At 62.2% G+C, this 26,338-nt stretch carries 21 protein-coding genes and 1 riboswitch; of the genes, 15 read left to right on the top strand and 6 right to left on the bottom strand.

What is annotated here, in order from left to right; translation table 11 throughout:
- Positions 1-38 precede the first annotated feature (38 nt).
- On the bottom strand, positions 39-1,724 hold the full coding sequence (locus tag AYM40_RS19445) for an isovaleryl-CoA dehydrogenase (RefSeq protein ID WP_063497602.1): 1,686 nt from the start codon (positions 1,722-1,724) through the stop codon (positions 39-41).
- A 308-nt stretch (positions 1,725-2,032) separates the two neighbouring features.
- On the opposite strand from AYM40_RS19445, the gene AYM40_RS19440 reads away from it, so the two are divergent.
- The gene (locus AYM40_RS19440; RefSeq protein ID WP_063497601.1) at positions 2,033-3,667 is read left to right on the top strand and encodes a GMC family oxidoreductase; all 1,635 of its coding nucleotides are present in this window, start codon (positions 2,033-2,035) and stop codon (positions 3,665-3,667) included.
- 116 nt (positions 3,668-3,783) lie between these two features.
- On the opposite strand, the gene AYM40_RS19435 is transcribed toward AYM40_RS19440, so the two are convergent.
- The 3 genes from AYM40_RS19435 to AYM40_RS19425 form a co-directional block, all read right to left on the bottom strand.
- A complete protein-coding gene (locus tag AYM40_RS19435) occupies positions 3,784-5,202 on the bottom strand; it encodes a Dyp-type peroxidase (RefSeq protein ID WP_236720869.1) in 1,419 nt (472 codons plus the stop codon).
- A gap of 58 nt (positions 5,203-5,260) precedes the next feature.
- A complete protein-coding gene (locus tag AYM40_RS19430; protein ID WP_063497600.1) occupies positions 5,261-5,893 on the bottom strand; it encodes a hypothetical protein in 633 nt (210 codons plus the stop codon).
- An 84-nt stretch (positions 5,894-5,977) separates the two neighbouring features.
- A complete protein-coding gene (locus AYM40_RS19425) occupies positions 5,978-6,889 on the bottom strand; it encodes a catalase family protein (protein ID WP_236720868.1) in 912 nt (303 codons plus the stop codon).
- A 591-nt stretch (positions 6,890-7,480) separates the two neighbouring features.
- Here AYM40_RS19425 and AYM40_RS19420 point away from each other — a divergent pair.
- Positions 7,481-9,226: an OmpA family protein gene (locus AYM40_RS19420; RefSeq protein WP_063497598.1), complete on the top strand. Its 1,746-nt coding sequence runs from the start codon at positions 7,481-7,483 to the stop codon at positions 9,224-9,226.
- 253 nt (positions 9,227-9,479) lie between these two features.
- On the opposite strand, the gene AYM40_RS19415 is transcribed toward AYM40_RS19420, so the two are convergent.
- Positions 9,480-10,439 carry a LysR family transcriptional regulator gene (locus AYM40_RS19415; RefSeq protein ID WP_063497597.1) on the bottom strand — a complete coding sequence of 320 codons (960 nt, stop codon included), beginning with the start codon at positions 10,437-10,439 and terminating at the stop codon, positions 9,480-9,482.
- A gap of 220 nt (positions 10,440-10,659) precedes the next feature.
- On the opposite strand from AYM40_RS19415, the gene AYM40_RS19410 reads away from it, so the two are divergent.
- The 13 genes from AYM40_RS19410 to AYM40_RS19350 all read left to right on the top strand — a co-directional run bounded on the left by AYM40_RS19410 (position 10,660) and on the right by AYM40_RS19350 (position 24,351).
- Positions 10,660-11,457 (top strand): glycosyltransferase family 2 protein, encoded by a 798-nt coding sequence (locus AYM40_RS19410; RefSeq protein WP_063497596.1) that lies wholly within the window; start codon positions 10,660-10,662, stop codon positions 11,455-11,457.
- A gap of 204 nt (positions 11,458-11,661) precedes the next feature.
- A riboswitch (S-adenosyl-L-homocysteine riboswitch) is annotated at positions 11,662-11,798 on the top strand.
- Between the two features lie 33 nt (positions 11,799-11,831).
- The gene (gene ahcY, locus AYM40_RS19405) at positions 11,832-13,247 is read left to right on the top strand and encodes an adenosylhomocysteinase (protein WP_063497595.1); all 1,416 of its coding nucleotides are present in this window, start codon (positions 11,832-11,834) and stop codon (positions 13,245-13,247) included.
- A 144-nt stretch (positions 13,248-13,391) separates the two neighbouring features.
- Positions 13,392-13,745, top strand: a complete 354-nt coding sequence (locus tag AYM40_RS19400; protein WP_028198543.1) for a phage holin family protein — start codon at positions 13,392-13,394, stop codon at positions 13,743-13,745.
- Between the two features lie 11 nt (positions 13,746-13,756).
- Positions 13,757-14,587: a methylenetetrahydrofolate reductase [NAD(P)H] gene (metF, locus tag AYM40_RS19395; RefSeq protein WP_063497594.1), complete on the top strand. Its 831-nt coding sequence runs from the start codon at positions 13,757-13,759 to the stop codon at positions 14,585-14,587.
- Positions 14,588-14,780: 193 nt separating this feature from the next.
- Complete coding sequence (locus AYM40_RS19390) at positions 14,781-16,424, top strand: ABC transporter substrate-binding protein (protein ID WP_063497593.1); 1,644 nt, start codon at positions 14,781-14,783, stop codon at positions 16,422-16,424.
- A 205-nt stretch (positions 16,425-16,629) separates the two neighbouring features.
- Positions 16,630-18,258: an ABC transporter substrate-binding protein gene (locus AYM40_RS19385; protein WP_063497592.1), complete on the top strand. Its 1,629-nt coding sequence runs from the start codon at positions 16,630-16,632 to the stop codon at positions 18,256-18,258.
- A 132-nt stretch (positions 18,259-18,390) separates the two neighbouring features.
- Entirely contained in the window at positions 18,391-19,401 is a 1,011-nt protein-coding gene (locus AYM40_RS19380) for an ABC transporter permease subunit (RefSeq protein WP_063497591.1), read from the top strand.
- Between the two features lie 6 nt (positions 19,402-19,407).
- Entirely contained in the window at positions 19,408-20,325 is a 918-nt protein-coding gene (locus AYM40_RS19375) for an ABC transporter permease subunit (RefSeq protein WP_063497590.1), read from the top strand.
- Between the two features lie 94 nt (positions 20,326-20,419).
- A complete protein-coding gene (locus AYM40_RS19370) occupies positions 20,420-21,412 on the top strand; it encodes an ABC transporter ATP-binding protein (protein ID WP_181448431.1) in 993 nt (330 codons plus the stop codon).
- Complete coding sequence (locus tag AYM40_RS19365) at positions 21,409-22,428, top strand: peptide ABC transporter ATP-binding protein (RefSeq protein WP_063497589.1); 1,020 nt, start codon at positions 21,409-21,411, stop codon at positions 22,426-22,428. The genes AYM40_RS19370 and AYM40_RS19365 overlap by 4 nt, the downstream gene beginning before the upstream one ends.
- Entirely contained in the window at positions 22,421-23,572 is a 1,152-nt protein-coding gene (locus tag AYM40_RS19360) for a TraB/GumN family protein (protein WP_063497588.1), read from the top strand. The genes AYM40_RS19365 and AYM40_RS19360 overlap by 8 nt, the downstream gene beginning before the upstream one ends.
- 200 nt (positions 23,573-23,772) lie before the next feature.
- Positions 23,773-24,051, top strand: coding sequence for a BrnT family toxin (locus AYM40_RS19355; protein ID WP_063497587.1), 279 nt, complete (start codon positions 23,773-23,775; stop codon positions 24,049-24,051).
- A 123-nt stretch (positions 24,052-24,174) separates the two neighbouring features.
- A complete protein-coding gene (locus AYM40_RS19350; protein ID WP_236720867.1) occupies positions 24,175-24,351 on the top strand; it encodes a BrnA antitoxin family protein in 177 nt (58 codons plus the stop codon).
- An 84-nt stretch (positions 24,352-24,435) separates the two neighbouring features.
- Here the strand turns inward: AYM40_RS19350 and AYM40_RS19345 are convergent, their stop codons facing one another.
- Entirely contained in the window at positions 24,436-26,241 is a 1,806-nt protein-coding gene (locus AYM40_RS19345) for a tetratricopeptide repeat protein (protein WP_063497585.1), read from the bottom strand.
- Positions 26,242-26,338 lie beyond the last annotated feature (97 nt).

Here is a 26,338-nt window from a genome sequence, read left to right as displayed (position 1 = left end):
GGATAACGTGAGCGTTGAGTCGCGCTTATCGGCCGGTATCAAGCGGGAAATGCCCGTTCGATGATCGCCGCGTGGTCGAACGTGGCCGGCAGCGTGCCGTACACGCGGCCGCTCTCGCCGCAGCCGTCCGCGAGACGCGTGGCGATGAAGGCCTCGGCGACTTCCGCTGGCGCGTGCTTCAGGAGCAAGGTGGCCTGCGCGATCAGCACGATCTGCTGCGCGATCCGTCGCGCGGATGCTTCGCGATGTTCGGCGGGGCCGTTGAGTGTGGCGGCGAGCTTGCCGAGCGCGGCGCTCAAAGCCGGGTGCCCTTGCGCATCCGCTTGCCATGCGGCGAACAAGGCCTGCGCCGCGTCTGGCTCGCGCTCCATGGCGCGCAACACGTCGAGGCACATCACATTGCCCGAGCCTTCCCAGATCGAATTCACCGGTGCTTCACGATAGAAGCGCGCCATCGGGCCGGTTTCGACATAACCGTTGCCGCCCCACACTTCCATCGCCTCGCCGGTGAATTCCAGCGTGCGCTTGCAGACCCAGTACTTCGCCGCCGGGGTGACGATCCGGCGCCATGCGCGTTCGGCGGGCGCAGCCGACGACGCCTCGGCCGACTCTTCGAAAGCGCGCGCGAGTCGCATGAACAGCACCGTCGCGGCTTCCGATTCCAGCGCCAGGTCGGCGAGCACATTGCGCATCAGCGGCTGATCGGCCAGCTGCCGGCCGAAGGCGCTGCGGTGCCGTGCGTGGTGGATCGCCTGCACCAACGCCGCACGCATCAAGGCCGCGCTGCCAATCACGCAATCGAGCCGCGTGTAGTTCGCCATTTCGATGATGGTCGGCACGCCGCGGCCTTCGTCGCCGATCATGATGCCGAACGCGTCGAAGAATTCGACCTCGCTGCTGGCATTCGAGCGGTTGCCGAGCTTGTCTTTCAGACGCTGGATCTGCACGGCGTTCTTGCTGCCGTCCGGCGCGAAGCGCGGCACGAAGAAGCATGAGAGGCCTGCGTGATCGCCGGTGCGGGCGAGCACCAGATGCGCGTCGCATTGCGGCGCGGAGAAGAACCATTTGTGACCGACAAGGCGGTATTCCGCGCCACGGCCGCTGCCGCGCGTGGCATACGCACGGGTCTGGTTGCTTCGCACGTCCGAGCCGCCTTGTTTCTCGGTCATTCCCATGCCGATCATCGCCGAGGTCTTTTGTGTGAGCGGCACGTCGCGCGGATCGTGTTCGCGGGCGTAGAGCTTATCGCGCAACGTGTCGAATAACGCGGGTTCGCGTTGCAATACCGGGATGCTCGCGAAGGTCATCGTCAGCGGGCAGAGCGAGCCGGATTCGAGTTGCGCGTGCAGGAAGTAGCCGGCGCAACGCGCGACCATGGCGCCGCGCTGCGGATCGGAAAACGGCAACGCGTGCAGGCCTTCGCGGCGCAACAGCGACAGCAGCGTATGCCACGAAGGATGAAACTCCAGCACGTCGATGCGTTCGCCGCGCGGACTGTGCGTGAAAAGTTCCGGCGTGTGGCGGTTCGCCAGTTCGGCAAGCGCGAGCGTCTCCGGCCTGGCGAGCACCGCGCCGTGCCGCTGCAATGCCTCGCGATGCCACGCGGCCCCTTCGCGTTCGAGGGCGGCGGACAACGCGACGTCGCTCGAAAACAGGTTGTAATCCGCGAGCGGAGGCGCCTGATTTGTCACGTCATGAGTGTGGCCGAAGCTGTGCCGTTCCATCTGCTGTCTCCGTTCACCGGATGCGCGCCGTCGCTGATCGACGGCGTGCTGTTTTATCGTGGCGTGTCGTGCCGCACGCTCAGTGGATGGCGCGCGGGGCGCCGTGTTTGAATGCCGCGCGCAGCGGCCTGGCGGGCGTATGCGCGTCTTTCATCATAGGGTCGCGGGAGGTCTTTCGTTTAGAGGGATCGCTCTGACACGAACCCGCCGTCGCGCCCGAACGCTCCCTACAATGCCGATGAAGCACACGTAGACAAGTGTGCACTCGATAGGGTCTGCGAGCAACGCAGCCCCACCAGGAGGAGCGGATGCAATACGACTACATCATCGTCGGTGCGGGTTCGGGCGGTTGCTCGCTCGCGAGCCGTCTGGCGGATAGCTGCCCGGACGCCACGATCGCCCTGATCGAAGCCGGTCCGCATACGGACCGCAATCTGTTCGTGAACATACCGGTGGGCGTGGCGGCCGTCGTGCCGCATAAACTCAAGACCAACTACGGTTATCTGACGACGCCCCAGCCGGGACTCGCCGGACGCCATGGCTATCAGCCGCGCGGGCGGGGTTTCGGCGGGTCGAGTGCGATCAATGCAATGATCTACACGCGCGGCCATCCGCTCGATTACGACGAATGGGCGCAGCTCGGCTGCGAAGGCTGGTCGTGGGCTGACGTCCTGCCGTATTTCCGCCGCGCCGAAGGCAACGAGCGCGGCGCCGATGCATGGCACGGCGCGGACGGCCCGCTGAGCGTGTCCGATCTGCGCTATCGCAATCCGTTTTCGAAGCGTTTCGTGCAGGCCGCGACGGAAGCCGGTTACAAACCTAATGGCGACTTCAATGGAGCGGACCAGGAAGGCGTCGGTTTCTACCAGGTGACGCAGCGCGACGGACGGCGCTGCAGTGTCGCGCGCGCCTATATCTATGACCGCGAGCGCCCCAATCTCCATACGCTCGCCGATGCGATGGTGTTGCGCGTGAGCTTCGACGGCAAACGTGCGTGCGGCGTCGAAATCGTGCGTGGCGGCCGTACGGAAACGCTGGAAGCGCGTGCCGAGGTCATACTGGCAGCAGGCGCGTTCAATTCGCCACAACTGCTGATGTGCTCGGGCATCGGGCCGGCCGCGCATCTGCAGTCGCTTGGCATTGCCGTGCTGCACGACGCGCCCGAGGTCGGCCAGAACCTGATCGACCATGTCGACTTCACGATCAACAAACGGGTGTCGTCGATCGAGCCGACCGGCTTTTCGATTCGCGGCATCGCGCGGATGCTGCCGCAGTTTGTGAGCTTCATGCGGCATGGGCAAGGCATGCTGTCGAGCAATGTCGCCGAAGCGGGCGGCTTCCTGAAGAGCCGGCCAACGCTCGAGCGCCCGGACCTGCAACTGCATTTCTGCGCGGCAATTGTCGACGACCACAACCGCCGTATGCACTGGGGCCATGGTTATTCGCTGCACGTGTGCGTGTTGCGGCCGCATAGCCGCGGCACGGTGACGCTCGCGAGCGCCGACGCGCGCACCGCGCCTGTGATCGATCCGCGGTTTTTCAGCGACTCGCGCGATCTCGACCTGCTGGTGGAAGGTGCGCAGATGGCGCGGCGCATTCTCGACGCGCCTTCGCTGGCGCTGCATGGCGGCAAGGAGCTGTACACGCATGCCGGCCAGACCGAGGCGGAATTGCGCCGGACCATCGCCGAGCATGCCGACACGATCTATCACCCGGTCGCAACGTGCCGGATGGGTGGCGATGCGCAATCGGTGGTCGATCCGCAGTTGCGGGTGCGCGGCGTGACGGGGCTGCGGATCGTCGATGCCTCCGTGATGCCGACGCTGATCGGCGGCAACACGAATTCGCCGACGGTGATGATCGGTGAGCGCGCGGCCGAACTGATTGCGGCGAGCCGGCGCGGTAGTGAAACGGCGCCGCGCCGCTCGACCCTGGCTGTCTGATCGAAGTACGGAAGCAGCAGGTGAGGGCACCTGCTTTCCGTCCCTGCGCGGCGCGGCCGGGGTGCATGCTGCCGGGCAAGTACTGGGGAGTCACCGATCGATGACGTGGCGCGCTTCTACTGACCGCTATCGGCGATCCATTGCAGCGCCGGCAAACTCGGCATAAACAGGTACTCCCCGCCTTTCAGAACGTTGAAGGTCTGAATGCCCAGCAGCCGCCGGCGAACCGGTTTCGCAGGAACGGTGAACATATCGCTCTCTTCGTGCAGACCGATCAACGGGTCCCGCTCGTCCCCAAGACTTTGAAAGTTTCCGTTGTTGATCCACTCGCGCTGCAAGAACTCGAGCGTTTCGTGGGCTTTCGCGCTGATGAGCATGAAATAAACGCCCCGCTCGTCATCTTGATCCTGACTCGAGGTCACACTTTCATCGTAGGGTTTGCCGTACGACGTGCCACACCGGATTAAGCGATGAACGTTGACGTCCGTCATCACGGAAACCTTGCTGTCACGGGGATTCATTCTTCGCATGTGACAGCCGAGCGGGACGCGGTGGCCGTTCGGGTCGTCCGCGTACGTGAAATCGTTATTACGACGATAGTCGGCGCCGAGTTCCGGGTCGTCGGTCTCGGGCGCAAGCGTGAGCGGTGCACCGGAACGCCAGCGTCCCACCAGTTTTGCGGCGATCAGTTCGCGTCCCGCAGGGGTTGATGCCTGCGATCTCAGGTAATCGTTGAACGCCCCGAGCCGCGAGCGATACTTCCGGAATGCGACAAAAGTGCCGTTGCGCCCGAGAATATCTGGCTGCGGCATCTTGAGCGGTTCGCCACTTTCGCCGGGATAGCCGAGGATAAATTCACCCGCCTTGATCGGTGCGCCTTGACCCGGCAGCGGCTCAACTTCACTACCTTCGATTGCGGGCTCGGAGATCCCGTCTCTGTAGCCGAATGGATTGAGATTGTCCGGATGGGAGCCGAAATCATGGGAGCCGAGCAGTGTTACGCCATGCAGATCGACGAATTGCTCATGGGCAACGGCCAGGGTTTTTTGCCACGCTTCGCCGCCGCTGCTGAAGACGTTGAGGCAGACGTGCATCTGGCTGCCCTGAAATGCCTCATCCCAATTACCCGGCGCGTTCGGACCGGTGTCCATCAGTTGGGTTGCTCGCCCCTCCATGCCTGTTCGGAACGCCTCAGGAAAGCTCGCCAGTGACGCCTCGGGCAAGCCGAGCAAACGCAGCCCGGCGTAGCTGATGCCGATGGAAATCCATGACTGCAGATTCCCGCAGTTGGCGGCGGAAGCGATATGGGGCGTTAGCCGCTTGATGAGTAATCGTCCGTGCTCCGGATTGTCGATCCGTAGCGCAAGGTGGGTGCCTACATAAGGTTGCGGACGATGACGCAAAATGGACGCCTGAATGGCATTGAGTTCGAGGATGATTGCCTCCGGTTGAGAGAATGTCAGGTACCCGGGAAACAAGGGAGGCGCGACGTTCGTGCCGCTCCAATGTCGCGGAGCGAGGCGTCGCGCCAACATGGGCCGAAGCCCGGGTCTCGGGCGGCCGGTTCGTAGGCCGGCCGTCAGCACCACTTGTTCAGGCGATCTTTCCAAATTCGTCCAGGAACGTATCGAGCGTTTCTGCAATCTTTGCGTTGCGCTTTACGTCAACGACAGACTGTTTGGGATTGGCGACGTACCACCCTGCTGCGGTGATCTGCTTCGAGACAATGAAATCCTTGACGTCCGGGCTCCTGATGCCGGGCCAGCCTTCCACCGAACTGAAAAGCAGGTCCATCAAGTCGGGAATCTTCGTTGCGAAGTCTCCGATGTAAGTGTCCCAGTCGCCGTCGTACGTTGTTGCAAACAACAATTTCGTGTCGTTTTCCAGGAAAACGAAGCGCATATCGTGCAACGTGGCGACGCGGTTCGCGCCGGAAAAATTTCCGCGCACCATGGCGAACAGGCGGCGCAAACGCTCGGCGCCACCGGGTTTCAGCGTGACGATGGAGGTGAGTTCGGAAACGTTGCCGCTTTTCAGGCCGACACGGCCGGCCGAACCATTTTCAGCTAGCGTCTCGTCGGCTTCCTGCGCGACCAGGTCATCGATCAGCGCTTTCTTCGATTGCGCAGACGCATCAGGTACCGCCTCCTCGACAGCCTGAATAATTTCTTCCCGGGTTCGGCTTTTCGCCTGGGTTCGATTTGCAGCGGTGGATGCGATGTTCATACTATGCCTCGCAGTAGAAATTAGCCGAAGACGGGTCGGCAACCGTTAAGCTTTACGTTGAGTGGGGTTGCGCTGATCGAGTTGCTAGTCAGGCAGTTCCGATATGTCTTCCGGCTCCCTGCGTGGCTCGCCATTCACCGCGTGGCGGTACCGGCTGGATTGCTCGTACACCTTTCTGCGAATCCGCATGATCGAGCCCAAAGGCCGATGGGCCTCGATCGCGTGCCATGGATTAAACGAGAGCACCTCGTCACCGTATGCTTGCCGGGCCGGGCTATAGGCTTCCTGTCTGGGGATCGTGATTCGCGCAATGATTTGATGGGCCGAAACGCTCTCGTCCCATACAACAGCGGCGTTTTCGATGGGCATGCGGGCGAGATCGGTACACAGTTGCGCCCGAAGGGAATACACGGCCCCATACTGGCGAAAGAAATCGACGACGATGTCGCGAAATGCGGACGGACGGTGACGTGTGTCGACCGGCGCGCCGGTCAGCGCTCGAACCTCGTCTGATGCGGGTGCAGCGCTTATTTTCGCGACGTATTCGCCGAACCGCACGGCAGCCATCGAATAAAAGGTTTCACCCAGAATGTGGTTGCTATTTGCGCGCAGCACTTCGGCCAGCATGGTTTCGAGCTTGGGATCGGGCGAGCGCTTCAGCTTTGCCGCTGCGCCGGCCATTCCGTCTGGATCGTGTTCTACCCGCTCCAGAAAATCTTGCATGCGCTGATACGAACGGACATCGCCGAAGGCGATCGACGGACTGTTCACCAGCAAAAAATCCTGTGTATGACCGGAGTCGTCGGGCAGAACTTTGTTGCCTGCAACGCCCAGAATCTTGATCGCAAATCCACGCGCGGCCGGTTGACTGTCCGGCCCAATTTCACCTGGGGAGCTGGAGAGGCGGATGACGACTGGATAACGGCCCGGTTTAGAAAAGAGCCCTTGTGCCAAGTGGGCAGGCAAAAGACCCTCTATCGCCAGTTCGCCCTTCAATATTCCATGGCTTCTTGCATGGGCATTGCGCGTGGCGTGGCAGTGCCGGGAGAACACTGCGTGGCCCACTCGCGCCATCGATTCGGCAATCTGATGGCTTACGGCGTCCTCATCCATTTGCGTGACTTCGAGGGAATCGGCATATTTAAGATAGTGGCTCATCGTGAATGTTCCGGTTGCGGTCACCAATATGGATGGTCCATTAAGAACGGCAAATTTAAATTATGGAGGGCGCATGTTTTGATAATGGCGTAATTTTAATGAAGCCGGGTTCAATAAATTACTGCTAACGGTACGGCAGAACGACGGGGTGGTCTATTGTTTTTTGTTGGGAATTGAATTCCCATAAAATCCCTACAATCAGCCTCTTGGGTGGCTGTATGGTATGTCAGAAGAACTACTACATCGGTGTAGTGCATCAGCCGCGTGCGACTGTAAATTCGCTTTAATAAAACGCGATTTTTCAAACGAGATTGGAGTTTTTTGTAATTAATCTTGTCGACTCATTTTTGAGATTTTCATGCTCCTATAATCGCGCCGCGAAAAAGAGCGCGTCAGGTGGCGCGTTCGGGAACTCAAGGAAGCGAAGCGATGAGTATCAATGTGATTCAGCTGATTCAGTCCGCGTTGACGGACGGTGTCGTGCGACAGCTGGCGGCCCGCTTCGGGCTGCCGCCGGACGCGACCCAGAAGGTGCTTGCAACAACCGGCCCAGCGCTAGTCGCCGGCCTGATGCAGAAGGGCGCGACGCTCGACGGCGCGCGTTCGCTGTTCGCAATGATCCTCTCGCCCGAGGTGAACGGCCACATCGCCGAGCAGCTGCCGCAACTGCTCGGCAGCACCACCGGCTTGAGCCAGCTGGAAGGCGTCGGGCGCCAGTTGCTCGAGCGTGCACTCGATCGCCGCGTCGATACGCTCAGCGACGAAGTTGCTACCCAAACCGGCGTGCCGGCGCATGCGACGCACGCCATGACGGGTATCGTCGGCGCAACGCTGCTGGGCCTGCTGAAGCGGCACTTTCTCGAAGGGCAGGGCAACGCCGGCCAGCTGCCTACACTGCTGGGCCATCAACTGCCGGCCATTGCGCCGTACCTGAACGACCGGCTTATGGCTGGCCTTGGCCTGAGCGGACTGGGCGCGTTTACCGGCAATATTCTGTCGCAGCTGAAAGCGGTCTCGGCGCACATCGACCATCCGACACCTGCCGCCAAGCCGGTGGCCGAGGCCCTGTCGAGCATCCGCGTGCCAGCCGACGCGGTGGTGCGCGAAGAGCGCCGTTCGCGCAAGGGGCTGTGGTGGCTGCTCGCGGCGATCGCTGCGGTGCTGGCTTTCCTGTTCCTGCGCGGTTGCCAAAACGAGCAACGAGGCGAACAAAGCAGCGCGGAAGCCGCGGCAACGGCGCAGCCCGCGTCCGCACCGGTCGAGGCCTCGGCCGCCGCGGCTTCAACGCCCGCGGCCAGCGAGGTCGCGGCTTCGACGCCCGCCGCTGTAGCCGCAAGCGCCGCCAGCGAAGCGCAGCAACCCGCCGCCGCGCCCGCGCCGACCAAAGACAGCCAGCTCAGCTTCATGGTTGACAACGCCGGCAAGCCGACGCTCACCGCAACGGTCGGCAGCGAAGCCGAAAAGACCCAGCTGATCGAGGCGCTGACAAAGCGCTTTGGCGCCGGCAATTTCGCCGCGAACGTCACCGTCGATCAGGACACCAGGCCGGCCGACTGGCTCGCTCATCTGGACGGCCTGCTGCCGCTGCTGGCATTGCCGGGTGCGGAGGTCAAAATGGATGGCACGCACGTGGAACTGAGCGGCAGCGCGGCGAACGCGAAGCTCGGCTGGCTCGACAAACTGAAGTCGCTGTTCGGCGCGTCGTATCAGATCGGTTCGTTCAACGTCGAACAGGCGGTCGCCAACGCAACCGAGAACTTCCGCGGGGCGATCAAGGGCCTGCTCACCCCGGACAGTTCATGTGCGGTAGCGGATGTGGTCAAGGTGTTGAACCTGCAAGTGATCAACTTTGCAAGCGCCGGCGCGCGTGTGCCGGCTTCGGCGCTGGAAGATCTGAACCAGTCGGCGCAAGTGCTGAATGCTTGCGCTCGCAACGGCAAGACGGCGAAGCTCGAAGTGGCTGGCTATTCGGACAATGTCGGCGGCGCACAAGCCAATCTGCAACTGTCGAAGAAGCGCGCCGAAGCGGTTCGCGCGTATCTTGTGAAGACGGGTGTGCCGGCGGATTCGCTCGTCGCGCAAGGTTATGGCGACGCGCGTCCGGTCGCGAGCAACGATACCGCGAGCGGCCGCTTTGCCAACCGCCGCATCGAGTTTGTCGCGAAGCAGGATTGACGGGGCTTAGTTAGCCTTGGGGGCCAGTCTCTGAGGTGGGTGTCTGAAGTTGATCTCTGAGGTTGATCTCTGAGGTTGATCTCTGAGGTTGACCTTTGAGGTTGATCTCTGAGGTTGACCTTTGAGGTGGGTCTCTGAGATAAGCCTTGCCAAGAAGACATGCCGCCCGGTTCGCGTCGGGCGGCATGTTGTCATTTGGCCGGCCGCGTTGCGGTGGCGGCATTCGCGGCGGCCGCGTCTGCGATGGCCGCATTTACGGCGACGGCGTCTGAACAGGCGCAGTGATACCGGTCATGCCGATGCCCGGCCCCAGCATGAAATCGTCGCCGGCCTGACCCGGCAGCGTCTCCCGAGCCACCTCCAGCCACGCGCGCGCCGCGTGCGACAGATAGCCGTTGCGGCGCCAGCCAATCGCCATTTCCCACGGAATCTCCGGTTTCACCACGGGGCGGCAGGTGAACTGCGCCGGGTCGAGCCGACGGCAATACGGCGCCGGCAACAGCGCGATGCCGACGCCGGCCAGCACCAGCGCGGCCATGAAATCCCAGTGCCCGCTGCGCCCGACGATGGTCGGCGCAAAGCCCGCGGTGCGGCACGCATTCAGCACGACATCGTTGAGCGCGAGACTCTCGCCATAGAACACGAACGGCTCGTTGGCGAGCTCGGCGAGCGGCACTTCATGCAGATCGTCCCAGCGCGAGCCGATGCGCGTGACCAGCCACAGCAGTTGCCGCGTCATCGGCAGCACCTCGATGTTTTCCGGGTCGACCGGCTGCAGCACGCCACCCAACTCCAGCTCGCCATGGATCAGCGCGGCTTCGATCGCCCGCGAACCCTGCTCGAACAGCTTCAGTTCGATTTTCGGGTAGCGCTGGCGGAAGGCGGCGATGGCGGGCGTGAACAGCGAGCCGCCCATCGGCGGAATGCCGATGGTCAGTTCGCCGCGGCCAAGCGTGTCGAGATCGTTCAGCTCGGCCTGCAGCTGCGCGTGCGCCGCTAGCACGTCCTGACCGCGCTGGTAGACGATCCGGCCGGCGTCGGTCAGCACCATCTGGCGCCCGTCGCGCAGCAGCAGCGGCGAGCCGATTTCATCTTCCAGCGACTTGACCATTTTGCTGATGGTCGGCTGCGTGACGAACATCTGCTCGGCGGCGACGGTGAAGCTCTGTTGACGAACCACTTCGACGAAATACCGCAGCGCTCGTAGTTCCACGATCTCAGGCTCCAGAATTCCAATTTGGAATGAATTGAGCGATTGTAAGTCATCGTATTTATGTTTCGGCGCAACCGATGGTGCGCTTCGTGGCGGCGCCGTTCGCGCAGTGCGTTGCTCGGCGGGGCCATGCTCATCGTTTTTCCAGGATGGACGCCGCTGGAAACGGGCTACCATCGCCGGTTTTCTACCGTTCGGCCCGCAGCGCCCGTTTCAGTCCATGACGCCCATCTCGATCATCATTCCCTGCTACAACGGCGCGGCGACGCTCGCCCGTGCACTCCAAAGTTGCCTGATTCAGCCGCAGGCCGCGCAGATCATCGTGGTGGACGACGGCTCGACTGATGCCTCCACAGACCTGGTCGCACACTACGGGCGTCTCGACCCTCGCGTGGGCCTGCTGCAGATGCCTCACAACGGCGGCCCGGCTCGGGCGCGCAACTGGGGCGCGATGCATGCGGCTCATGGACTGCTTGCCTTCCTCGACGCCGACGACGAATACCTGCCCGGCGCGTTAGCCGCCGCGAGCGCGTTTCTCGCGCAGAATCCGCAGGAAGTGTCCGTGCGGCTCGACGTCGACTACACGGATTTCCCGGCCGAACTCACCAGCCACGGTGACTTCGCACAGCACGCCGCGACGCTCAGCAATACGGTGCCGAGCAGCCTGATCATCCGCCGCGCGGTGTATGCCGCGCTCGGCGGCTTTCCGATGGATGATGCGTTCCGTCGCATTGGTGGCGAAGACGGCGCGTTTTCGTGGGCCTTGCGCGACATTTTCGGCAACCGGCGTCTGGATGACGCGAAGCGCGTACGCATGCACTATCACGCGGGCATTCACGCCGAACGTTATTTCCGCATCGCGCTTGGCATGCAGACGCCGGATCCCGCCGATACGGCGGATGCATTCCGGTTTTCGCGGCAGTTCCTCGAAACCGCGCGAGCGGGCATCGCGCAATTGCGCATTGCAAATGTCGCCACGGAGCCTGCCGCGCCGACCCTCCCTAATCACGCTGCGTAGACCCAAAGGTCGAAGCGGTCAGAAACAGGGCCAACGCGCGCTGCGCCCTTGCACCCCCTGCTGCGAAAGCGCCGGGGCGCCCAGGCGCACCGCGCCGGCTTACCACCGCCCGTGGCCAAATACCAAAGAACGGCAAAAAGGCACTAGCAGGCACCAACCCGATCCACACCCCGAAGCCATCTTGATTTGCTACAATCGCCGTTCGTCTTCGAGGAGCGTTGCGACGGGTACCGCGAATCAGCATATTCGCCGGCCGCCCGCCAGGCTCGGAGGCTTCAATCGGAGGGCTCGGACGCGCATAGCGCTTTCCCAGCCACCGCATCGAACCGCGCTCACGTCAAATTTCTAGTCAATTTCTTAGAAAGGAGGGCGTGATGAACGCCGCAGTTCTCGATTCAAAGCAAGATTTTCTCGTCGCCGATATGTCGCTTGCAGCCTGGGGCCGCAAGGAACTGAACATCGCCGAAACCGAAATGCCCGGCCTCATGCAGACGCGCGAGGAATACAAGAGCTCGCAGCCGCTGAAGGGCGCGCGTGTCGCGGGTTCGCTGCACATGACGATTCAAACCGGCGTGCTGATCGAAACCTTGACGGCACTCGGCGCTGACGTGCGCTGGGCATCGTGCAATATTTTCTCGACGCAGGATCATGCAGCCGCCGCGATTGCGGAAGGCGGCGTGCCGGTGTTCGCATTCAAGGGCGAATCGCTCGACGAATACTGGGAATTCTCGCACCGCATTTTCGAATGGCCGAATGGCGAATTCGCCAACATGATCCTCGACGACGGCGGCGACGCCACGTTGCTGCTGATCCTCGGCTCGAAGGCCGAGAAAGACCGTTCGGTGATCGCGAAACCGGAAAACGAAGAAGAAGTGGCGCTCTACAAATCGATCGCCCGTCATCTGGATGCGGATCCGGTGTGGTACTCCACGCGTCTCGCGCACATCAAGGGCGTGACCGAAGAAACCACGACCGGCGTGCATCGTCTGTATCAGATGGAAAAGGAAGGGCGCCTGCCGTTCCCGGCCATCAACGTGAACGACTCGGTCACGAAGTCGAAATTCGACAACCTGTATGGCTGCCGCGAGTCGCTGGTCGACGGCATCAAGCGCGCAACCGACGTGATGATCGCGGGCAAGATCGCGGTTGTTGCAGGTTACGGCGACGTGGGCAAGGGTTGCGCGCAATCGCTGCGCGGTCTGGGCGCCACGGTGTGGGTCACGGAAATCGATCCGATCTGCGCACTGCAAGCGGCGATGGAAGGCTATCGCGTCGTGACGATGGAATACGCGGCCGACAAGGCCGACATCTTCGTGACGGCAACGGGCAACTTCCACGTGATCGGCCACGATCATATGGCTGCCATGCGCAACAACGCGATTGTCTGCAATATCGGTCACTTCGACTCGGAAATCGACGTGGCATCGACGCGCAAGTACACGTGGGAAAACATCAAGCCGCAAGTCGACCACATCATTTTCCCGGACGGCAAGCGCGTCATCCTGCTGGCCGAAGGGCGCCTCGTGAATCTGGGTTGCGCGACGGGTCATCCGTCGTTCGTGATGTCGGCATCGTTTACGAACCAGACGATCGCGCAGATCGAGCTGTTCGTTCACGGCGACAAGTACGAAAACAAGGTCTATGTGTTGCCGAAGCACCTTGATGAAAAGGTCGCACGTCTGCATCTGGGCCGTATCGGCGCGGAACTGACGGTGCTGTCGGACTATCAGGCGAGCTATATCAGCGTCGACAAGAACGGTCCGTTCAAGCCGAACCACTACCGCTACTAAGTAGCCGCTGCTACATAACATCAAGCACGCGGGCGGTTTAAAGCATGACAGTGTGATGACCAGGCGGCGCGCAAGGCGCCGCCTGGTTCGCCATGCCCGCCTCGTTCCGTTCAACCGGACATCCTGCCTGAAAAGGAGCTCTACATGACCGTGCTGCTGACCTGGCTGATCAACGCGCTTGCGCTGCTGATCATCACCTACCTGGTACCGTCGATTCATATCCGCAGTTTCGGCACCGCCTTGATCGTCGCGGTGGTGCTCGGGTTGATCAATACGATCCTGCGACCGGTGCTGATCCTGTTGACGCTGCCCGTCACGATCGTCACGCTCGGACTCTTCATTCTGGTGGTCAATGCGCTGTGCTTCTGGCTGTGCGCCTCGCTGCTGAAGGGATTCGAAGTGTCGGGTTTCTGGTCGGCATTCTTTGGCTCGATTCTGTACAGCATCGTTTCGTGGCTGCTGTCCGCGCTTATTTTCGGCAACCGCAGCATCGGTTGATCTACTGAATCATGAACCCGATCGAACTTTCATTCGAATTCTTCCCGCCGAAAACGCAGGAAGGCGTCGACAAGCTGCGCGCCACCCGCGCGCAGCTCGCGCCACTCAAGCCCAAGTTCGTGTCCGTCACGTTCGGCGCCGGCGGCTCGACGCAACAGGGCACGCTCGATACCGTCGTCGAAATGGCGAAGGAAGGGCTCGAAGCGGCGCCGCACGTGTCGTGCATCGGCTCGTCGAAAGAGAGCCTGCGTGCAATCCTCAACGAGTACCGCGCGCATGGCATCCGCCACATCGTCGCACTGCGCGGCGACCTGCCGTCCGGCATGGGCGAAGTCGGCGAACTGCGTTATGCGTCGGAACTGGTGAGCTTTATCCGCGCCGAGTTTGGCGACTGGTTCTGGATCGAGGTGGCCGGCTACCCGGAGTACCACCCGCAGTCGCGCTCGCCGCGTCACGATCTGGAAAACTTCGCCCATAAGGTGAAGGCCGGCGCCAATTCGGCGATCACGCAGTATTTCTTCAACGCGGACGCGTACTTCCGTTTCGTCGACGACGCGAGGCAGATCGGCGTCGACGTGCCGATCGTGCCGGGCATCATGCCGATCACGAACTTCTCGCAGCTGATGCGCTTCTCGGAGATGTGCGGCGCGGAAGTGCCGCGCTGGATCGCGCGCCGTCTGGAGAGCTTCGGCGACGACCGCGAGTCGATTCGCGCGTTCGGGCTGGATGTGGTGACCGACCTGTGCGGGCGTCTCATCGACGCGAAGGTGCCAGGCCTGCACTTCTATACGCTCAATGGCGCTGCGGCGACCAAGGCGATCTGCGAACGGCTGGGCGCTTAAGTTCTGGGCAGCATCTGTACAAAACCGCGCGGCTTATCCAGCCGCGCGGTTTTTTTTGTGCCGGAAATCTCGCCTCCGGGTAGTCCAGGCATTTTGTGCCGGCACGCCTGCGCGTGTAAGCCCGCATTGAACGCGATTTTTCTGCTGCCTATGATCAAGACGCAGCTGACTTGGCTGCTGTGCGGAGAACGTGATGACAGTATCCCGATTGCTGTTTGCAGTTCGCCATACCTGCCTGCCAGTCTTGAGCGCCTGCGCGGTCCTGGCCGCCGGCCTCGCGCCCGCCGCCGCCGACGCGGCCACCTTGCCCGACAAAACCCTCGTGTTTTGCTCCGAGGGCAGTCCGGCGGGCTTCGATTCCGCGCAGTACACCACCAGCGTCGAATTCACCGCCGCCTCGTACACGGTCTATAACCGCCTTGTCGAATTCGCCCGCGGCAGTACCGATATCGAGCCGGGCCTCGCCGAGAAGTGGGAGGTGTCGCCGGACGGCCTGCAATACACGTTCTACCTGCGGCACGGCGTGAAGTTTCAGACCACCTCGTTCTTCAAGCCGACCCGCGAATTCAATGCCGACGACGTTGTCTTCACTTACCAGCGGATGCTGGATCCCGACCAGCCGTTCCGTAAGGCGTATTCGGTCCCGTTTCCCTACTTCGTCGATCTCGGACTGGCAAAGAACATCGCCAAGGTTGAGGAGCTGGATCCGTACACGGTGCGTTTCACCCTGAAGGAGGTCGATGCGCCGTTCCTGCAGCAGATCGCGATGCCGTTCGCGGCGATTCTGTCGGCTGAGTACACGGATCAACTGCTGAAAGCCGGCAAGGCTTCCGATATCAACCAATACCCGGTCGGCACGGGCCCGTTCATTTTCCGCAGCTATACGAAGGACGACACGATCCGCTTTGACGGCAATCCCGACTACTGGAAACCAGGCGTCGTGAAGGTCGGCAAGCTCATCTTCGCGATCACCGTGGATCCCTCGGTGCGGTTGCAGAAACTGAAACGTGGCGAATGTCAGGTGATGAGCTATCCGCGTCCTGCGGATATTCCGCAGATCAAGACCGACTCGTCGCTGGCTCTGCCGAGCCAGGTCGGCTTCAACCTGGGCTTCCTCGGGTACAACACGACCAAAAAACCGCTCGACAACGTGCTGGTGCGGCGCGCGCTGGACATGTCGATCAATAAGAAAGCGATCATCGAGTCGGTATATCAGGGCGCCGGGCAAATCGCGACAAATCCCATGCCGCCGACCCAATGGGGCTACGACAAGAACCTGAAAGATGCGCCTTACGACATTGATAAGGCCAAGGCGTTGCTGAAGGAGGCCGGCTACCCGGACGGCTTCGACCTGACCCTGTGGGCCATGCCGGTCCAGCGGCCCTACAACCCGAACGCCCGGCTGATGGCCGAAATGCTACAGGCCGACTGGGCGAAGATCGGCGTCAAGGTGACGATTGCCACGTACGAGTGGGGCGAGTACATCCGCCGCGCCCATGCTGGCGAACACGAGGCGATCCTGATCGGCTGGACGGGGGACTACGGCGATCCTGACAATTGGCTTGGGGTGTTGCTCGGCTGCGATGCGGTGAAGGGCAGCAATTTCTCCAAATGGTGTTACAAACCCTTCGACGACCTGATCAGGAAAGGCCGTGGCACCACCGATCTCGCCGAGCGGACCAAGGCATATATGGAAGCGCAGGAAATCTTCAAGCAACAGGTTCCGTTCACGCCGATCGCCCACTCCACCGTGTATCAGCCGATCAGCAAAGACGTCACGGGCTTCAAGATCGACCCGTTCGGCCCGACGCAATTCATGAATGTCGGCCTGAAATAGCCGCCGGCAACGACCCGTGGGCCGCTTTTTGCCGAGCCCCGCCCCTGGCGCCGCACGCTCCGGCCAGCGCCGGCGTGCGGCCGTCCTTATGCCCCAACTGTTTCCCATCGTCAACAGGGGTATTTTCCTCCGCTTGTTGGTGTGAGCCAAGCTCAAGTAAGATCGCGCTACGCCGGCGGAAGCCGGCCCCGAACCTGGAGGAAACATGAAGCAAAACAACCTGTTGCGCGCCGCGCGTGTTACGACGCTCGTCGCTGCTGCAGCGGCGTCAATGGTGGGCGCAAGTGTCGCGCGCGCCGAGATTCCGAATAAAACCCTGGTTTACTGCTCAGAAGGCAGCCCTGCGGGTTTCGATCCGGCCCAATACACCACGGGCACCGATTTCACGGCTAACACTTTCACCGTCTACAACCGTCTCGTCGAATTCGAGCGCGGCGGCACCAAGGTCGAGCCGGGCCTCGCCGAAAAGTGGGAAGTGTCTGCGGACGGCAAGACGTACACGTTCCATCTGCGTCATGGCGTGAAGTTCCAGACCACGTCGTTCTTCAAGCCGACGCGCGAATTCAATGCGGACGACGTCGTGTTCACGTTCCAGCGCATGCTGGACCCGAACTCGGCATTCCATAAGGCGTATCCGGTGCAGTTTCCGTACTTCACCGACATGGGCCTCGACAAGCTGATCACCAGCGTCGAAAAGGTCGATCCGTACACGGTCAAGTTCACGCTGAAGGAAGTTAACGCGCCGTTCATCCAGAATCTGGCGATGGAATACGCGTCGATCCTGTCGGGTGAATATGGCGACCAGCTGATGAAGGCCGGCAAGGCTGCCGACATCAACCAGTATCCGGTCGGCACGGGCCCGTTCATCTTCCGCAGCTACACGAAGGACGCGACGATCCGCTTCGACGGCAATCCGGATTACTGGAAGCCGAACACAGTGAAGATCTCGAAGCTGATCTTCTCGATCACGCCGGATGCCGGCGTGCGCGTGCAGAAGATCAAGCGCGACGAATGCCAGGTGATGAGCTATCCGCGTCCTGCCGACATCGCGCCGCTGAAGGCTGAAGCGAACATCGACATGCCGTCGCAGCCGGGCTTCAACCTCGGCTACCTCGCGTACAACGTGACGCACAAGCCGGTCGACAAGCTCGAAGTGCGTCAGGCGCTCGACATGGCGATCAACAAGAAGGCGATCATCGAGTCGGTGTATCAAGGCGCAGGCCAGGCCGCGACGAACCCGATGCCGCCGACCCAATGGTCGTATGACAAAAACCTGAAGAGCGCGTCCTACGATACGGACAAGGCCAAGGCACTGCTGGCGAAGGCCGGCTTTCCGAACGGCTTCGACATCACGCTGTGGGCGATGCCGGTGCAACGCGCGTACAACCCGAATGCCCGTCTGATGGCGGAAATGATCCAGGCCGACTGGGCCAAGATCGGCGTGAAGGCGAAGATCGTCACGTATGAATGGGGCGAGTACATCAAGCGCGCTCACGCGGGTGAAGACGACACGATGCTGATCGGCTGGACCGGCGACAACGGCGATCCGGACAACTGGCTCGGCACGCTGCTCGGCTGCGAAGCAATCAACGGCAATAACTTCTCGAAGTGGTGCTACAAGCCGTTCGACGATCTGATCCAGAAGGGCCGCGTCACGTCCGATCAAGGCGCGCGTACGACGGCATACATGCAGGCGCAGCAGATCTTCGCGCAGCAGCTGCCGTTCTCGCCGATCGCTCACTCGACCGTGTACCAGCCTGTCAGCAAGAAGGTGGTCGACATGCGCATCGAGCCGCTCGGTTATGCGCGCTTCGACGGCGTCAGCGTCAAGTAAAGGTAATACAGTCAAGCTTACGCAGTAGCTTTTCGCACGGTTAGAAAACTGGTCGAAATGGTCCGGCGGCCGGGGTCACAAGCCCTCGTCGCCGGTTGCGTTTTTTCTTCATCAAGACCATAGGGACGAACCATGTTCCGCTTTGTTTTGCGCCGCGTCGGCATGGTGATACCGACCTTCATCGGCATCACAATCCTCGCGTTTGCGCTGATTCACCTGATACCGGGCGACCCCATCGAAGTGATGATGGGCGAGCGCGGCGTCGATCCGGCCATGCATGCCGCCGCGATGCACCGGCTCGGGCTCGACGAGTCCTTGCCCATGCAATACGTCCACTATGTCGGCCGCGCCGTGCACGGCGACCTCGGCACCTCGATCATCACCAATACCAGCGTGATGGGCGAATTCCTCGCACGCTTCCCCGCTACGGTCGAACTGTCGATGTGCGCCATGATGTTCGCTTTGATCGTCGGCCTTCCAGCGGGCGTGTTCGCGGCCCTCAGGCGTGGCACGGTGGTCGATCACGGCGTGATGGGCACGGCGCTGACCGGCTACTCGATGCCGATCTTCTGGTGGGGCTTGATCCTCATCATGTTCTTTTCCGTGGACCTCGGCTGGACGCCGGTGTCGGGCCGCATCGCGGTCGAATACGACATTCCGCACGTGACTGGCTTCATGCTGATCGACGCGTTGATGTCCACCGACGCAGGCGCGTTCAAATCCGCGCTCAGCCATCTGATCCTGCCGGCCATTGTGCTTGGCACGATTCCGCTCGCGGTTGTCGCGCGGATGACGCGTTCGTCGATGCTCGAAGTGCTGCGCGAGGATTACATCCGCACTGCGCGTGCGAAGGGCTTGTCGCCTGGGCGGGTAATCGTCGTGCACGCATTGCGTAACGCGCTGATTCCGGTCGTGACCGTGATCGGCTTGCAGGTCGGCACGCTGCTGGCCGGCGCGGTGCTGACCGAGACGCTGTTTTCATGGCCGGGCATCGGCAAATGGCTGATCGACGCGATCAGCCGGCGCGACTATCCGGTAGTGCAGGGCGGTATTCTGATGATCGCTACGCTGGTGATCGTCGTGAACCTCGTCGTTGATTTGCTGTACGGCGTGTTGAACCCGCGCATCCGCCATACGAGGTAACGGACCATGGCAGACATTCAAAATACAGTCCCCACAGCGGTGACGCCGCCCGGCGGCCGCGCCATCGCCGCCCGCGAGTTCTGGGCGAATTTCTCGCGCAATCGTGGCGCAGTCGGCGCCGGCATCATCGTGCTGGTGTTGATTTTCATCGCGATCTTTGCGCCGTTGATCGCGCCGCACAGCCCGATCGAGCAGTATCGCGACTTCGTGAAGATCCCGCCCGCATGGCTCGACGGCGGCAACTGGAAGTTCATTCTCGGCACCGACGAAGCGGGCCGCGACATCCTCTCGCGTTTGATGTACGGCGCGCGGCTGTCGTTCTGGATCGGCTTCGTCTCGGTGGTGCTCGCGCTGATTCCGGGCGTCGTGCTCGGCTTGATCGCGGCGTTCTTCGAGAAGTGGGCCGATACGCCGATCATGCGCATCATGGACGTGCTGCTCGCATTGCCTTCGCTGCTGCTCGCAGTCGCGGTGGTCGCGATCATCGGTCCGGGCCTCGTCAACACGATGCTGGCGATTGCGATCGTCGCGTTGCCGGGTTATGTGCGTTTGACGCGTGCTTCGGCACAAGGCGAATTGCAGAAAGAGTATGTGACGGCTTCGCGCGTTGCTGGCGCAAGCACGCTGCGTCTGATGTTCTCGCAAGTGCTGCCGAACTGCACCGCACCGCTGATCGTGCAGGCTACGCTGGGCTTTTCGTCGGCGATTCTCGATGCCGCGGCGCTCGGCTTCCTCGGTCTCGGCGTGCAACCGCCGTCGGCGGAGTGGGGCGCGATGCTGGCTTCGGCGCGCGACTATATCGATAGCGCCTGGTGGATCGTCACGATGCCGGGTCTTTCCATCCTGATCTCGGTGCTCGCGATCAATCTGCTCGGCGACGGGCTGCGCGACGCACTCGACCCCAAACTGAAACGGATGGCATGACATGACACAACCCCCACGCTCACTTCATTCGCTGCCCCCCGAGGGGGCGGGTCAGCACGCTTCGGGCGGCCGTGCGCGTACTGACAGCAATCTATTGACCATCCGCAATCTGTCGGTGGACTTCAACGGCCTGCCCGCGGTCGACCGGATCAACCTCGATGTCGCGCCCGGCGAAGTGCTCGGCGTAGTCGGCGAATCGGGTTCGGGCAAAAGCGTGACGATGATGGCGCTGATGGGCCTGATCGACGCACCGGGCAAAGTCACCGCGGACGAGATCACCTTCAACGGCAAGAATTTGCTGAAGGCATCGGCAAGAGAGCGTCGCAAGATCATCGGCAAAGACATCGCGATGGTGTTCCAGGACGCGCTCACCAGTCTGAATCCGAGCTACACGGTCGGCTATCAGATCAAGGAAGTGTTGAAGCTGCACGAAGGCCTGCACGGCAGCGCGTTGGACAAACGCGCGCTGGAGTTGCTCGACCAGGTCGGCATTCCGGACGCGAAGGGCCGCATCACGTCGTTCCCGCATCAGATGTCGGGCGGCATGAACCAGCGCGTGATGATCGCGATGGCGATCGCCTGCAATCCGAAGCTGCTGATCGCCGACGAACCGACCACCGCGCTCGACGTGACGATCCAGGCGCAGATCATGGAGCTGCTGATGAAGCTGCAGAAGGAACGCGGCATGGCGCTCGTGCTGATCTCGCACGATCTGGCGGTGGTGTCCGAGGTCGCACAGCGCGTCGCGGTCATGTACGCTGGCGAGTTGATCGAAACCAACCGGGTGCCGGATATCTTCGCCGCGCCGCATCATCCGTACACGGAGGCGTTGCTGGCGGCGATTCCCGAGCACAATGTCGGCGCGGTGCGGCTCGCTGCACTGCCGGGCATGGTGCCGGGGCGCGACGACCGTCCCAAAGGCTGTCTCTTCGCGCCGCGCTGCAAATACGTGGTCGACGACTGCATGAAGGCGCGCCCCGCACTGGCGCCGATGCAAGGTCATGCTGAAGTGGCGCGCGTGCGCTGCATCAAACCGCTGAACCTGAGCGGCGACGCCAACGTTCACACCCATGGAGGCGCACGATGAACGCAGTATTCGAACCGCGGCGCCAGTCGGACCACGCGGGCGATCATGTGCTGGTTGCCGACAAGCTTGCGCGTTACTACACGGTGAAGCGCGGCATGTTCAGCCAGGGTACGGTAAAGGCTTTGAACGGCGTGTCGTTTGCGCTCGAACGCGGCAAGACGCTGGCGGTAGTCGGCGAATCGGGCTGCGGCAAATCCACTCTCGCGCGTCAACTGACCATGATCGAAGCGCCCAGCGCGGGCCGCTTGCTGATCGACGGTGAAGACGTGGCCGGCGCTGATCACGCGAAGATCGCCGCGCTGCGGCGGCGCGTGCAGATGGTATTTCAGAATCCGTTTGCTTCGCTGAATCCGCGTAAGACCGTCGAGCAGACGCTCGGCGAACCGCTCGCGATCAACACGCAGCTGAGTACGGCCGAACGCACCGAACGGATCGCGCAGATGATGCGCACGGTCGGCCTGCGCCCGGAGCATGCAAAGCGCTATCCGCACATGTTCTCGGGCGGTCAGCGGCAGCGCGTGGCGATTGCGCGCGCGATGATCCTCGATCCGCAGATCGTGGTCGCCGATGAGCCGGTGTCCGCGCTCGACGTGTCGATCCAGGCGCAGATTCTCAATCTGTTCATGGATCTGCAGGAGCAGTTCAAGACCAGCTATGTGTTCATCTCGCACAATCTGTCGGTGGTGGAACATATCGCCGACGATGTGATGGTGATGTACTTCGGCGGCGTGGCGGAGCTCGGCGACAAGAAGCGGATTTTCTCGAAGCCGCGTCATCCGTACACGCGTGCGCTGATGTCGGCCACGCCTTCGATCTTCGAAGCAGATCGCACCATCAAGATCAAGCTGCAAGGTGAAATGCCGTCGCCGCTGAATCCGCCGTCGGGCTGCACGTTCCATCAGCGCTGCCCGTACGCGATCGACCGGTGCCGCAGCGAAGAACCGAAGTTGCGTGAAGTGGATGGCCGTCAGGTGTCGTGTCACCGCGCCGAGGAGGTGGGGGACATGGATGCCTGATGCAGTGGCGGCGCGTCGTCTTGCGCGCCGCTCGCGTGAGGGTGGCCGCCACGCTGCTTTCGCGCGGCGCTGGGGAGCGTTTGCACTGACCGGTGCCGCGCTCCTCGGCGTATGTTCTGTTTTTCATCTGGGCGCGGGGCCGATCGGCGTCGCGCATGCCGGTGGGGCGGCCGCCAATTCGCCCGCTCAGGCGGGGCGGCCGGCGATGCCGGTGCCCAGTCTGCCGGCGCCATCGCGCGCCACCTTGCCGGGTTTCAATCCGCCGCCCGCCACGCCGGGCACCACGGCGAGCGGCCCGGTGCGCACGCAACCGGCGCGCATGCCGTTCTATGTCGCGACACGCGGCACCACGACCATCTACGTACTCGGCACGTTGCACGTCGGCGATCCGGCGGACTATCCGCCCGGGCAACCGTTCCGCGCGCCGATTCTCGGCGCACTGGCGGCCTCGCCGACGCTGGCGCTCGAACTCTCACCCGACGAACTGCTGGTCTCGCAAGACGACGTGTCGAAGTACGGCGTATGCCGCCGTGACTGTCTGCCGGGCCTGCTGCCCGAGCCTGTGTGGCGCAAGCTGGCCATGCGTCTGCGCGGCAATCCCGCTGCCCTGGATGAAATCAAGAAGATGCGGCCGTGGCTCGCGTCCCTGGTGGTCGAGACCTACGATTCGTTGAGCGCCGGCTTGCAGACCGAGTACGGCACGGAAGCGCAATTGCAGAACGTGTATATCAGGACGCGCGGCAAGATCATCGGTCTCGAGACGCTGCATCAGCAGATGCGCGCGTTCACCGGACTCACGCTCGCGCAGCAGCGCGAAATGCTTGCGCAGGACCTGGTGCAGACACCCGCGGAAAACGTCGACGATGTGAAGACGTTGCATCGCCTGTGGCAAGTGGGGGATGCCGATGCGATTGCGGCCTGGCAGGCCGCGAAGTCCGAAAAGCTGGCGCGCGACAAGCGCATCTCCGATTCGATCGACAACAGGATCGTGTACGAGCGCAACCGGCGCTTCGTGTCACGGATGCTGCTGATCGCGGGCCCGAACAAGCCGGTGTTCGTGGCAATCGGTGCATTGCATCTGGGCGGCCGCAAGGGTGTGCTGCAGCTTTTGCGGCAGCACGGGTTCGTGGTGGATGCGGGGTGAGGTTCGTCTGAGCCTTACGCGAGGCAAGCGTAATGGCCGACCACAATCCTAACCGGGGTAGGCCGTCCGGCCAGAACAGGAACCGGTATTTCGACAGCCAGTCCGACGCTGACGTGCGCCGCAAACTGCTCGCGGCTCACACGCCCATAGGATGCCTGCGCATGCTATGATGTATGTACAGACGTCAATACAGGTGCTGTGTGCGGTTTGAATGGGACGAAGTCAAGAATCAAATCAACATTCGTAAGCATGGCATCGACTTCAGCGATGCTGTCGACGTGTTCGATCACCCGGTGCTGACGGCGATAGACCAGCGGGAAGATTACGGCGAGGATCGCTGGATCGCGCTAGGCTGGATGGCCGCCATCGTCGGTGTGGTGGTGTACGTCGAACGCAGTGCCGATGTGGTCCGTATCATTTCGGCCCGCAAGGCGACGAAGCACGAGGTCAAACGCTACAAGTACAGCGTCTGGAATTGACTTGCACCGTGGCAATGGCTGGAAACGAGCAGAGGCGAAATTATGGGTAAAACGTCAGGAACGGACTGGAAGCGACTTGCAAAGGCAGGCGACGCGCACATCGACACGAGTGACGTGCCTGAATTGGGTGACGATTTTTTTGACCGCGCTGAGCTGCACGTTCCGCCCAAACAGGCTGTGACGATGCGCCTGGATGCGGATGTGCTGAGTTGGTTCAAAGAACAGGGGGCGGGCTATCAGACGCGCATCAACAAGTTGTTGCGCGCCTACATGCTGGCGCAACAGCGCCGTCGTCCTTAGGGCGCGGCACCGCGGCATTCTGTCTGCGCAGAAGGGGTTGAGAAGGCGCTGCGCGGAGACGCCCGAATCTGCGCAGCGCAGGTTTTATAGACTGCCGTCGCGTAGTTCTTCCGACACACGTTTGACCACCGGCGCCCAATCGCCCAACCTCGCCTGCCGGAACAATTTCATTGCCGGATACCACGGCGAATCGGCGTGCTCTTCGAGCCAGCGCCAGTCCGAGTTGGCGGGCAGCAGTACCCACACCGGCTTGCCCAGCGCGGCAGCCAGGTGCGCCACGCCGGTGTCCACGGCAATCACCAGATCGAGATTCATGATGAGCGCGGCAGTGTCGTCGAAGTTATGCAGATCGGCGGTGAAATCGTGGGCGCGGAAAGCTTCGGGCGCACCAGCCAGCTGATCGTGCGCCGGGCCTTTCTGCAGCGCGTACCACGCGACGTCTTTCAGCTCGCTTAGCGTGCTCAGCTCGGCCAGTGGCATCGAGCGATAACGGTCATTGCCAAACGTCGGGCTGCCGGACCACACCAGACCCACTTTGCGTTTTGCTTTGCCGGCTGCGTCCACCCGCTTGCGCCATGCCTTGATCTTGGCCTTGTCGGCGAACACATACGGCACATCCGCGGGAATTGTCGACAGTTCGGTGCCGACGCACGACGGCACGCTCATCATCGGCACCCAGAAATCGTACTGGCCGTCGGGCGTGCCGCTAAGCGCGCGATGCACTCCCGGGATGCGCCCGGCCAGCGGCAGCAGCGGCTCGCGCACACAGATATCGACCGTGGCGCCGAGTTGCTCGAGCACACGCGCATAGCGCAGAAACTGGAAGTGGTCGCCGAAACCCTGTTCGCCGACCAGCAGCAGACGGCGTCCGGCAAGCGGCTCGCCATGCCACTCGGCAACACCCGGCACGGCGATCGCTTCGTAGTCGCTCTTGCGCCAGCGCTTTGCAAACTCCGCCCAGCCCTGTTGGTAATCGCCGCGCTTGAGTAACAGCCACGCGAGGTTCTGATGCGCGTCCGCGTAGTTGGGATCGAGCGCCAGCGCATGACGGTAGAAGCCTTCCTCTTCATCCAGGCGGCCCTGCGCGCCGAGCGAGCCACCGAGGCAAACCAGATTCGTGGGGTTCGGCTTGAGTGCGACCGCATGCCGATACTGCGATTCTGCGCCGGCATAGTCGCCGAGCTTGCCGATCAGGCTGCCCAGGTTGATGTGCGCCTCGGCATAGTCGCCGCGCAATGCCAGTGCCCGTTCGAAACTGGCGATGGCTGCGACGTGATCGCCCTGTGCGTCGTACGCGTTGCCCGCATTGAAATGCGCTTCCGCCGAGTGCGGGTCGAGCGCCATCGCGTGTTGATAGCAGACCAGCGCTTCATCGTAGCGGCCGAGCTTGTTCAACGCCGTGCCGAGGTTCAGATGCGTATCGACCAGCGACGGATTCACCGCCAGCGCCAGCCGATACTGCCCGATCGCTTCGTCAAACGCGCCTTGCGCTTGCAGCGCGACCCCGAAGTTGTTGCGTGCGTCGGCGAAATTCGGCTGCAGTTGCAACGCCTGGTCATAGCAGATCATTGCTTCCTGGGGATGGCCGAGCGCGGCAGCCACGAGGCCGCGGTTGCTCCAGCAGACGGCGTCGGTGCGATCGAGTTTGAGCGCTTCGCCCATCAACTCGGCAGCAAAGACGTGGTCGCCTCGCTGATGTTGCAGCACGCCGAAGTAGTGCAGCGCTTCGGCATGCGCGGGATCGAGCGCAAGGGCTTCGCGATAGAAGGGTTCGGCGGCATCGAGACGACCGGCCTGGTGCGCTTGGAGCGCGGAGTTGATGAGCGAGATGAGGTAAGCGGAGGAGGAGGCGTTGGTGCGTGCGGGGTCAGGGTAGGATTGATGTTCCATGGGGGACCTGCTGGAAAGCACTGACAGCGCGCGTTGCACGCATCGTCAGCACATGTGGATGGGGGAGACCATCCGCCAGCTTATGGTCCGGCCCCTT

Origin of the sequence: Paraburkholderia phytofirmans OLGA172 (genome assembly GCF_001634365.1) — a bacterium.
Lineage (GTDB): Bacteria > Pseudomonadota > Gammaproteobacteria > Burkholderiales > Burkholderiaceae > Paraburkholderia.
The sequence above is the reverse complement of the archived record's forward strand: the minus strand, read 5'-3'. Positions and strand labels throughout refer to the sequence as shown.

Excerpts from the sequence above, each read along its gene's own strand:
- AYM40_RS19375 (WP_063497590.1), top strand. The coding sequence starts at position 19,408 with ATGGCAGACATTCAAAATACAGTCCCCACAGCGGTGACGCCGCCCGGC.
- AYM40_RS19435 (WP_236720869.1), bottom strand. The coding sequence starts at position 5,202 with ATGTTGGCGCGACGCCTCGCTCCGCGACATTGGAGCGGCACGAACGTC.
- metF (WP_063497594.1), top strand. The coding sequence starts at position 13,757 with ATGAACCCGATCGAACTTTCATTCGAATTCTTCCCGCCGAAAACGCAG.
- AYM40_RS19365 (WP_063497589.1), top strand. The coding sequence starts at position 21,409 with ATGAACGCAGTATTCGAACCGCGGCGCCAGTCGGACCACGCGGGCGAT.
- AYM40_RS19440 (WP_063497601.1), top strand. The coding sequence starts at position 2,033 with ATGCAATACGACTACATCATCGTCGGTGCGGGTTCGGGCGGTTGCTCG.
- AYM40_RS19385 (WP_063497592.1), top strand. The coding sequence starts at position 16,630 with ATGAAGCAAAACAACCTGTTGCGCGCCGCGCGTGTTACGACGCTCGTC.
- ahcY (WP_063497595.1), top strand. The coding sequence starts at position 11,832 with ATGAACGCCGCAGTTCTCGATTCAAAGCAAGATTTTCTCGTCGCCGAT.
- AYM40_RS19390 (WP_063497593.1), top strand. The coding sequence starts at position 14,781 with ATGACAGTATCCCGATTGCTGTTTGCAGTTCGCCATACCTGCCTGCCA.
- AYM40_RS19400 (WP_028198543.1), top strand. The coding sequence starts at position 13,392 with ATGACCGTGCTGCTGACCTGGCTGATCAACGCGCTTGCGCTGCTGATC.
- AYM40_RS19360 (WP_063497588.1), top strand. The coding sequence starts at position 22,421 with ATGCCTGATGCAGTGGCGGCGCGTCGTCTTGCGCGCCGCTCGCGTGAG.
- AYM40_RS19445 (WP_063497602.1), bottom strand. The coding sequence starts at position 1,724 with ATGGAACGGCACAGCTTCGGCCACACTCATGACGTGACAAATCAGGCG.
- AYM40_RS19420 (WP_063497598.1), top strand. The coding sequence starts at position 7,481 with ATGAGTATCAATGTGATTCAGCTGATTCAGTCCGCGTTGACGGACGGT.
- AYM40_RS19430 (WP_063497600.1), bottom strand. The coding sequence starts at position 5,893 with ATGAACATCGCATCCACCGCTGCAAATCGAACCCAGGCGAAAAGCCGA.
- AYM40_RS19380 (WP_063497591.1), top strand. The coding sequence starts at position 18,391 with ATGTTCCGCTTTGTTTTGCGCCGCGTCGGCATGGTGATACCGACCTTC.
- AYM40_RS19410 (WP_063497596.1), top strand. The coding sequence starts at position 10,660 with ATGACGCCCATCTCGATCATCATTCCCTGCTACAACGGCGCGGCGACG.
- AYM40_RS19345 (WP_063497585.1), bottom strand. The coding sequence starts at position 26,241 with ATGGAACATCAATCCTACCCTGACCCCGCACGCACCAACGCCTCCTCC.